We start from the raw sequence: 8,214 nt of genomic DNA, 5'->3' as shown, positions 1-8,214 counted from the left end.
CCATCCCCCCATCTCCCCTTTATTAAATACTTACTTGTAGCTAAGATGGCAGCGCGATCGCAAAATTTGACAAACAATTAAGCAGATACACTACTGAATAACTCATAATGGCAGTATATTTGCCATTCAATTCGCCTTATGAGAGAACTGGAGCGGTACTACAGAATTTTAGAGTTGGAGCCTGGAGCATCACTTGAAGAAGTTAACCAGGCTTACCGGGATTTGGCTTTTATTTGGCACCCGGATAGAATTCCTCAAGAAAAACAACGACTACAAGAAAAGGCACGCAGAAAGCTACAGGAGCTTAATGAAGCTCGGGAAAAGTTGCGCTCGATTAAGGCACATCTTAAATCCAAGACTACAACTTACACGGCTTCTGAACCTAGCAGTCATTCTAATTCCTATGCACCTTATCAAGAAAAACCGAGTCCAAAACCTACACCTCACAGAAATCAACCTCCTTCACAGAAATCCGATTTGAGCGGACAAGATTTTAGCCACGCTAACCTTAAGGGGAGAGATTTATCTGGTAGGAATCTCAGCTATGCTAAATTAAACGGTGCAAACCTCAGCGATGCTTTTATGCATAAAGTTGTCTTGCGGGGTGCTGATTTGTCCGATGCGAATTTATTCCGAGCCAACTTGCTTTTAGCCGATATGAAAGAAGTTAATCTTCAGGGTGCTGACTTAATTGGTGCTGACTTGAGCGGTGCTGACTTACGAGGTGCTGACTTAAGAGGAGCAAGAATTCGTTCTGGCGATCGCCTACTTGTTAAACTGATTGGAGCTAATTTATCTGGAGCAATTATGCCTGATGGTTCAATTCACGAATAAACTGAATTCTCTACTACGTTTAATTGGTTAATTTTATTGTTTAAATTAGTTATTAAATAAACATATTGACTACTGATATTTTGGAACGCTAATTAAATACTAGCAATTTATACCTAGCATTTGACTCGGAATTCAAGCTGAAATTGGTACAATATTATCAATATTTGTATCTACAACTTTCTCTCTGAACTGTTATTTTAAAGGTTACAGAGAGATTTTTTTGTCAATAATTAGATTGAGAATGACAAATATATTAGTTACCAACGTCATAAGATAAACAGGTAAACAGCAAATGCACAAAGCTTGTAACTAAAATCACTATGATATTGATTTTGTTTATAAGTGCCTGCAATATGAGAAACTTGGGCTAAGTCTCTACCAAACAAGGAAGAAAATGAATAACACAATATCTGACGTTGTTGTCAAAACAATGGATGGGAAAGATAAAAAATTAGGTGAGTATATTGGTAAAGTACTCCTAATTGTGAATGTGGCTTCATACTGCGGTTATACTCCGCAATATGTAGGATTAGAAAAGTTATATCAGAATTACAAACAAGCTGGTTTAAGGATTTTGGGTTTTCCATGTAACGATTTTGGAGAACAAGAACCTGGAAGTAATGAGGAAATTGTCGATTTCTGTACCAGAAATTATGGCGTAACCTTTGAATTATTTGATAAACTTCATGCTAAAGGTGAAGAACAACATCCACTTTATGCGAGGTTGACAACTTCAATAGAACCAAAAGGACCTATCGCTTGGAACTTTGAAAAGTTTTTAATTAACCAGCATGGTGAAGTTGTAGCACGGTTTAAAAGTAGTGTAAAGCCTAATTCTCCCGAATTAATTTCTGCTATAGAAAGGGAATTAGCGCAATAATTATCAGTTTTGATGATAATTTTCACATACTATAATCCCGGTATTTTAGGAGAATTTATATATCAAATTCGATAATTTAAACAGACAATTCGAGTAAATGTCGTATATGGCTTCGCCGAATACTCAATGAGCAAAATATACTGCATTACCTAATTACTGATAACTGATAACTGATAACTGATAATTGATAATCAAGGGTGCTTTTATTTGATGAACATTGCAATTATTGGCTGCGGATATGTAGGTTATGCAGTTGCTAAATACTGGAAGCAAAATGATGATTTAGTTATAACTGCAACTACAACGAATTCAAGTCGTGTGACAACATTACAAGAGGTTGCTCACAGAGTAGAAATTGTCAAAGGTTCGGATGCTCAAGCTTTAAAATCAGTATTGCAAAATCAAGAAGTTGTGCTTTTAAGTATTGGTGCAAAAAGTAGTGATACCTATGAAGAAACTTATCTAAAAACTGCTGAAACTATAGTTTCGGTATTAAAGCAAATACCCAGTGTAAGACAGTTAATATATACAGCGAGTTATTCAGTTTATGGAGATAAAAATGGTGCTTGGGTAGACGAAGAAACACCAACAGCACCAACTAGTGCTAATGGTGAAATTTTGAATCAAACCGAGCAAATTTTGCTTTGTGCAAATAGTGATAATTTACAGGTTTGTATCCTACGATTAGGAGGAATTTATGGCGAGGGTAGAGAATTAGTTAAAATATTTAGTAGAGCTTTTGGTCAAACTCGTCCCGGTAATGGCGAAAATACCACAAATTGGATTCATTTAGATGATATTGTCGGTGCAATTGAATTTGTACGTCAAAATCAACTGCAAGGTATTTATAATGTAGTTGATGATGCACATCTTCCCAGTCGAGAATTAATAGATAATTTATGTCAAAAATACGATAAACCAAAGGTTGTTTGGGATGCTTCTCAAACAAATAACCGCGCTTATAATGTCAAAGTATCCAATGATAAAATAAAAAATGCAGGATACAAATTGATTCACCCACAAATGATTTTTTAGGTGATTTTTTTAATAATTTTTTAAATAATTTATTGATTTAAACCAATGATTGCTCTAAATAAAACAGCAAATACAAGTCAATTTTACACCTGGAATAACTTCCGCTGCGCCTACGAAGTTTATACTCCTAAAAATTCAGCACCTGATGGTATTCCCTTACTATTAATTCATCCCATTGGTGTGGGTTTATCACGGAAATTTTGGTATAGATTTTGTGATGAATGGGATAAAAAAGGTAATCACAATTTAATTTATAATCCCGATTTATTAGGTTGCGGTGAAAGCGATATGCCGCGTATAGCCTATACTCCTATAGATTGGGCAGAACAATTACAATACTTTATCCAAAGTGTAATACAAAAACCTGTAATTTTAGTAGTTCAAGGTGCATTATTTCCTGTAGCGATAGAATTGGTTAAAAAGCAACCAGATTTAATCGCTGGAATTATTTTATCTGGGCCTCCTGCTTGGAGTATTATGACTAAAGCAGCGCCAGAATGGCAGCAAAAACTATTATGGAATCTGTTATTTGATTCACCTTCAGGAAATCTATTTTATCGCTACGCAAGACGTAAAAAGTTTTTAGCAGATTTTTCCGTCAAACAACTATTTGATTCACAAGAAGACGTTGACGATGAATGGTTAGATACCTTACGTGAAGGTGCGAAAAATCCAGCAAGTCGTCATGCAGTTTTTTCGTTTTTAGCAGGATTTTGGCGTAAAGATTATCAGAAGGATATAGAATCAATAACGCAGCCAACATTAGCTGTATTTGGTGAAACAGCATCGAGTATTAGTCAATCGGGAAAAAAAGATTCCACTGAAAAACGTTTAGCTGATTATCAATTACATCTACCCCAAGGAAGCGCGATCGCAATTCCCCGAAGAAATGTTTTACCTTATGAATCAACAGTCGAATTCGTTGAAGCAATAACACCTTTTGTGAATGAGTTAGGAGTTAATGGTTAGTTGTTAGTTGTTGGTTGTTGGTGGTTAGTTGTTAGTTGTTGGTGGTTAGTTGTTAGTGGTTAGTGGTTGTTGGTTGTTGACAACCTTTAAACTTTCACCTTTGGCCTTTCACCTTTAAACTTTGACCTTTAACCTTTAACCTTACTCTCTTCTTTCAACCAAGCTAAAATATCTTGTTTACTTTCTGCTAAACCTTTATAAATTAATGATTCTGGTGTCATTGATTCAATGGCTTTGTATAGTTTATCATTTAAAACAGCATCTCTTTTAATAATTTGACAATCTCTAAAATAAGTTCTAATCGTAAAAATAGCTGCATCATATTTTGGTAATCCCCAGATTACTTGACGCTCAATTCTTAAGAACAATTTAGGATTTGTTTGATCAAACTTTCTACCATACCATTCTTTTGATGTTACACCATCAGGTGGTTCGGGATGATGATTTAAACGGGTATCGGTACTCAAGCCCCATGCAAAACGCACCATTGGTTTTCTTGCAATCATCGTGTTCACAATAGCTTTTGCACGCTGATTGATTTTTTCGATACCTGCTACTGGTAAATGTACTGTTGCAAAATCCTTACCAATTTTTTCCTCTGCTGACCAATGATTGGGATAACATAGATGAATAGCACTCATCCAGTTTTCATCGTTTTCGTTACGACTAATTACTACAATATCCGACTGTATTTGTGCTGCTAAAGCATCTAAAGTAGAAACGTAAGCAGAAAAAATATTTTTATTTGATAACTCGCATTTTAATAATTCTAAGTTTGCATTTAAATATAAAGTTTCTTCAGTAAGATGATTGTAGAATACTAAATTATTACCATCATCAGAGTAATGAAAATATTGTGGATATTCATAAGAAAGACGGTTAATTATTAATTCTGCGACTGAAGAAGCTACAGCATTACTATAATTATAAGTTTGATAATACTTACTCAAATTTGAGCTACGTGCTGCAAGTTTAGCTCTCCGATAGTCGGAAAAATTACTATCAATTTGGAATAACTGATTATCAACTTTATTATTAGCGAAGTTTGAATCTAAAAGCATCATACCAGGCTTTACTTCATAGCGTCCATTTTGCAAGGGAAAGTAACAAGCACTGTCTTTTGATTCTTCAACAGTTTTAACTTCTTGGAATAAATTGTATGACATAATTGATTTGATAGTTAGTTGAGATAGAAAGTTAGTTAATATCAAATCTGTTGACATCGTAATTATATATTTTTAAACGCAGAGGAACGCAAAGGAATCGCTGAGGGGGGCAAAGTGTTTTTACTGATATATTAAATAATTCTTCAGTTATGATTCCACCAATTTACGCAATAGTTAGTTAACACGACTTCAGTTTTCGTTTCCAGTTTCAGTCTGGGAGCGAGCAAAGAAGTTTTAACCTTTAACCTCTAACCTGTTTTATCCCCACACCTTTATACATATAACCGGCAATTTTTGGGGTTTTTTCCATATAAAATTCCTCCAAATTTACTTGCTGAAATTGTTGTTCTACAATAGAGCGAATATTCCGATTAAGATGACAGCCATCACCAATTATTTTCTGCACTGGAGTTAATCTATTTTGCCAAGTTTGAATATCAGTTTCATTACTCAAACCATGTTCAATAAAAAAGAATTTTCCACCCGGTTTTAATACTCGATAAATTTCTTTCACAGCTTGTTCAACCTTTTCAATACTACATAAAGTCCAAGTGCTGACAACGCTGTCAAATGTATTATCAGCCATTGGCAGATTCTCGCTGCTCAAGATTCGATTGTCTACAGTTATACGAGATTTCTCAATGCGTTTTTGAGCAAGTTCATGAACTCCCGGATTATTATCAACGGTGATAATTTTATGAATTTCTTCTGGATAATAAGACAGATTTAAACCTGTACCGAAGCCAATTTCTAATACTTCTCCTTCTACTTCTGCTAAAACTTCTTGACGATATTTAGCGAATAGAGGAGATGATAGTGACCACTCAAGAAGATAAGGAAGAATTTTTCGTGAATAGAATCCCATATATTTATCCTCAAAAATACTTTTTAATTTTAATTTAGAATTAAATGTTTTGATTTCTTAACAAAATTAAGTTAAGTTTATCTTTGATTTGCTGTATTATTATCTACATTAATTCTGACTCCTGAAGGCAAATTTACATAATTAATGAAGTTTCTTCAGAGCATATCTGTGGGGAGTAAAAATGATGCAGAATATTTTGAAATTGTGGGTAAATAGTCCTATTTTATGGGGTACTGCTTTCATAATAACAACCGTTACGACAAGTTTAATACCAAGGAAAGCAATAGCAACACAGCTAGATTCTGAAGTGATTCCGCTGAATGCTACCCCTATAGTTATCGAAGATTCAAATAAATTTGTTGAAATACCTTTTCAATTAAGTGGAATTTCTCAGGACTCAAAAAATCATATAGATTCGCAACAAAAAAAACAAATTATATCCCAAGTCACTTCAGTTTCTCAATTGTCAGATGTTCAACCCACAGACTGGGCATTTGCGGCTTTACAATCGCTAGTTGAGCGCTATGGCTGTATAGCAGGTTATCCCAACGGAAGTTATCGCGGAAATCGCGCATTAACTCGTTACGAATTCGCTGCTGGTTTAAACGCTTGCTTGGACAGAGTAAATGAATTAATCGCTACAGCTACTGCTAATATAGTCTCTCAAGAAGATTTAGCAACTTTACAACGCTTACAATCAGAATTTGCTGCTGAACTTGCAACTTTGCGCGGTAGAGTTGATGCTTTAGAAGCCCGTAGTGCTGAAGTTGAAGCAAATCAATTTTCTGCTACTACAAAACTTCAGGGTGAAGTCGCATTTACCCTCGCAGGTGCAGATGGAGATGATGTAGATACTGAAGTTGTCTTCAACAATAAAATTCGTCTTCAGTTAGTATCTAGTTTCACAGGTAAAGATAAGCTGTTTACTCGTCTAACTGCGGGAAATATTGGTAACTCATTTCAAGATGAACTTGGTACTAATGAAGGTCGTTTTGCTTATGACGGTAACGATGGTAATGATATTATTCTCGATAGATTGCACTATGTTTTCCCTGTTGGTGACAATCTCACAGTAACAGCAATGGCTAGTTTAGGAGGACATCACTTTTATGCAGATGTATTCAATTCCGGATTAAATACAGGTGGTGGTGCAACTGGTGCGCTATCGCGATTCGCAGAACGAAATCCCATCTATCGCTTGGGAATTGCCAATTCTACAACTGGTGTTGGTTTTAGTTACAAATTAGGCAATACCATTAAACTTGAAGGTGGTTATCTTGCCAAAAATGGTTCCAATCCAGACCAAAAAGCAGGCTTATTTAATGGAAATTATTCGGCTTTAGGACAAATTGTTTTTCAACCAGCCAAAAGATTCAAACTCGGCTTGACTTATGTCAACGGTTATGATCCAGGTGATGCAACCTTTGCTTTTGGTGGAACTGGAACTAACCTTGCTAACGGTTTGCTCCCCGGTACAACAGAAAGACAAATTCTGAGTAATTCCTATGGAGTACAGGCTCAACTCGACCTCAGTTCAAAGTTCAGTATCCGGGGTTGGGGTAGTTATACTGATGTTGATTTTAACGGTGGAGGTGATGCAGAAATCTGGAATTATGCGGTAGCATTAGTATTCCCCGACTTGGGTAAAAAAGGTGGCTTAGCGGCAATTGTAGCTGGTGCGGAACCCTATGCAGGGGATATTTCTCCCCGACCTGCTGATTTTACAAATGATACACCTATCCATATTGAAGCATTGTACCGATATCCGATAAACAACAATATCTCAATTACACCCGGTATCATTTGGTTAAAATCTCCCAATCAAAACGACAATAACAATGATGTCTTTATTGGTGCATTGAGAACTACCTTTACTTTTTAATATTGGGAATTGGGTATGGGACAATAGGCATAACAATAAAAGAATTATTTGATATGTGTCCATGCAGCTTGTGGCAAGTAATAATTGATAATTGAAAGCCGATAATTAATAATGTTGTCATGGAATACTTGCACACAATGGTTCGGGTTAGCGATTTAGATGCATCGCTAGACTTTTATTGCAATAAGCTGGGATTAGTTGAAGTAAAGAGAAAAGAAAGCGAAAAAGGACGTTTTACCTTAGTCTTTCTCGCTGCACCACAAGATATAGACAAAGTAAAAGAATCAACATCCCCTTTAGTTGAACTTACTTATAATTGGGACTCCGAAGACTATCAAGGTGGACGTAATTTCGGACACCTTGCTTATCGAGTTGATGACATTTACGAAACCTGCAATCGCCTTAAATCCGGCGGTGTTACCATCAACCGTCCCCCACGAGATGGACACATGGCTTTTGTGCGATCGCCAGATGGTATTTCAATTGAATTGCTACAAAAAGGAGACGCACTACCACCGCAGGAACCTTGGGTTTCTATGGAAAATACCGGAAGCTGGTAGAAGAGGATGGGGAGGTGGGGAGG

8 protein-coding genes are annotated in these 8,214 nt (G+C 36.0%); 6 read left to right on the top strand and 2 right to left on the bottom strand.

What is annotated here, in order from left to right; all coding sequences use genetic code 11:
• Window positions 1–138 precede the first annotated feature (138 nt).
• The 4 genes from IQ247_RS30425 (at window position 139) to IQ247_RS30410 (ending at window position 3,718) form a co-directional block, all read left to right on the top strand.
• Complete coding sequence (locus IQ247_RS30425; protein ID WP_193925730.1) at window positions 139–834, top strand: pentapeptide repeat-containing protein; 696 nt, start codon at window positions 139–141, stop codon at window positions 832–834.
• Between the two features lie 394 nt (window positions 835–1,228).
• Window positions 1,229–1,714 carry a glutathione peroxidase gene (locus tag IQ247_RS30420; RefSeq protein ID WP_193925728.1) on the top strand — a complete coding sequence of 162 codons (486 nt, stop codon included), beginning with the start codon at window positions 1,229–1,231 and terminating at the stop codon, window positions 1,712–1,714.
• A gap of 210 nt (window positions 1,715–1,924) precedes the next feature.
• Window positions 1,925–2,749, top strand: coding sequence for an SDR family oxidoreductase (locus IQ247_RS30415; RefSeq protein ID WP_193925727.1), 825 nt, complete (start codon window positions 1,925–1,927; stop codon window positions 2,747–2,749).
• A gap of 45 nt (window positions 2,750–2,794) precedes the next feature.
• The gene (locus IQ247_RS30410; protein WP_193925725.1) at window positions 2,795–3,718 is read left to right on the top strand and encodes an alpha/beta fold hydrolase; all 924 of its coding nucleotides are present in this window, start codon (window positions 2,795–2,797) and stop codon (window positions 3,716–3,718) included.
• 128 nt (window positions 3,719–3,846) lie between these two features.
• Here the strand turns inward: IQ247_RS30410 and IQ247_RS30405 are convergent, their stop codons facing one another.
• Window positions 3,847–4,884: a heme-dependent oxidative N-demethylase family protein gene (locus IQ247_RS30405; RefSeq protein WP_193925723.1), complete on the bottom strand. Its 1,038-nt coding sequence runs from the start codon at window positions 4,882–4,884 to the stop codon at window positions 3,847–3,849.
• Between the two features lie 241 nt (window positions 4,885–5,125).
• Complete coding sequence (locus IQ247_RS30400; RefSeq protein ID WP_193925722.1) at window positions 5,126–5,749, bottom strand: class I SAM-dependent methyltransferase; 624 nt, start codon at window positions 5,747–5,749, stop codon at window positions 5,126–5,128.
• Between the two features lie 181 nt (window positions 5,750–5,930).
• On the opposite strand from IQ247_RS30400, the gene IQ247_RS30395 reads away from it, so the two are divergent.
• Window positions 5,931–7,631 (top strand): iron uptake porin, encoded by a 1,701-nt coding sequence (locus tag IQ247_RS30395; protein WP_193925720.1) that lies wholly within the window; start codon window positions 5,931–5,933, stop codon window positions 7,629–7,631.
• 119 nt (window positions 7,632–7,750) lie between these two features.
• Complete coding sequence (gene gloA / locus IQ247_RS30390; RefSeq protein ID WP_193925718.1) at window positions 7,751–8,191, top strand: lactoylglutathione lyase; 441 nt, start codon at window positions 7,751–7,753, stop codon at window positions 8,189–8,191.
• Window positions 8,192–8,214: the final 23 nt, after the last annotated feature.

Origin of the sequence: Plectonema cf. radiosum LEGE 06105 (assembly GCF_015207665.1) — a bacterium.
GTDB classification, from domain to species: Bacteria; Cyanobacteriota; Cyanobacteriia; order Cyanobacteriales; family Nostocaceae; genus Rivularia; species Rivularia radiosa_A.
Note: the sequence above shows the minus strand (reverse complement) of the source record. Positions and strands in the feature narration are given on the sequence as shown.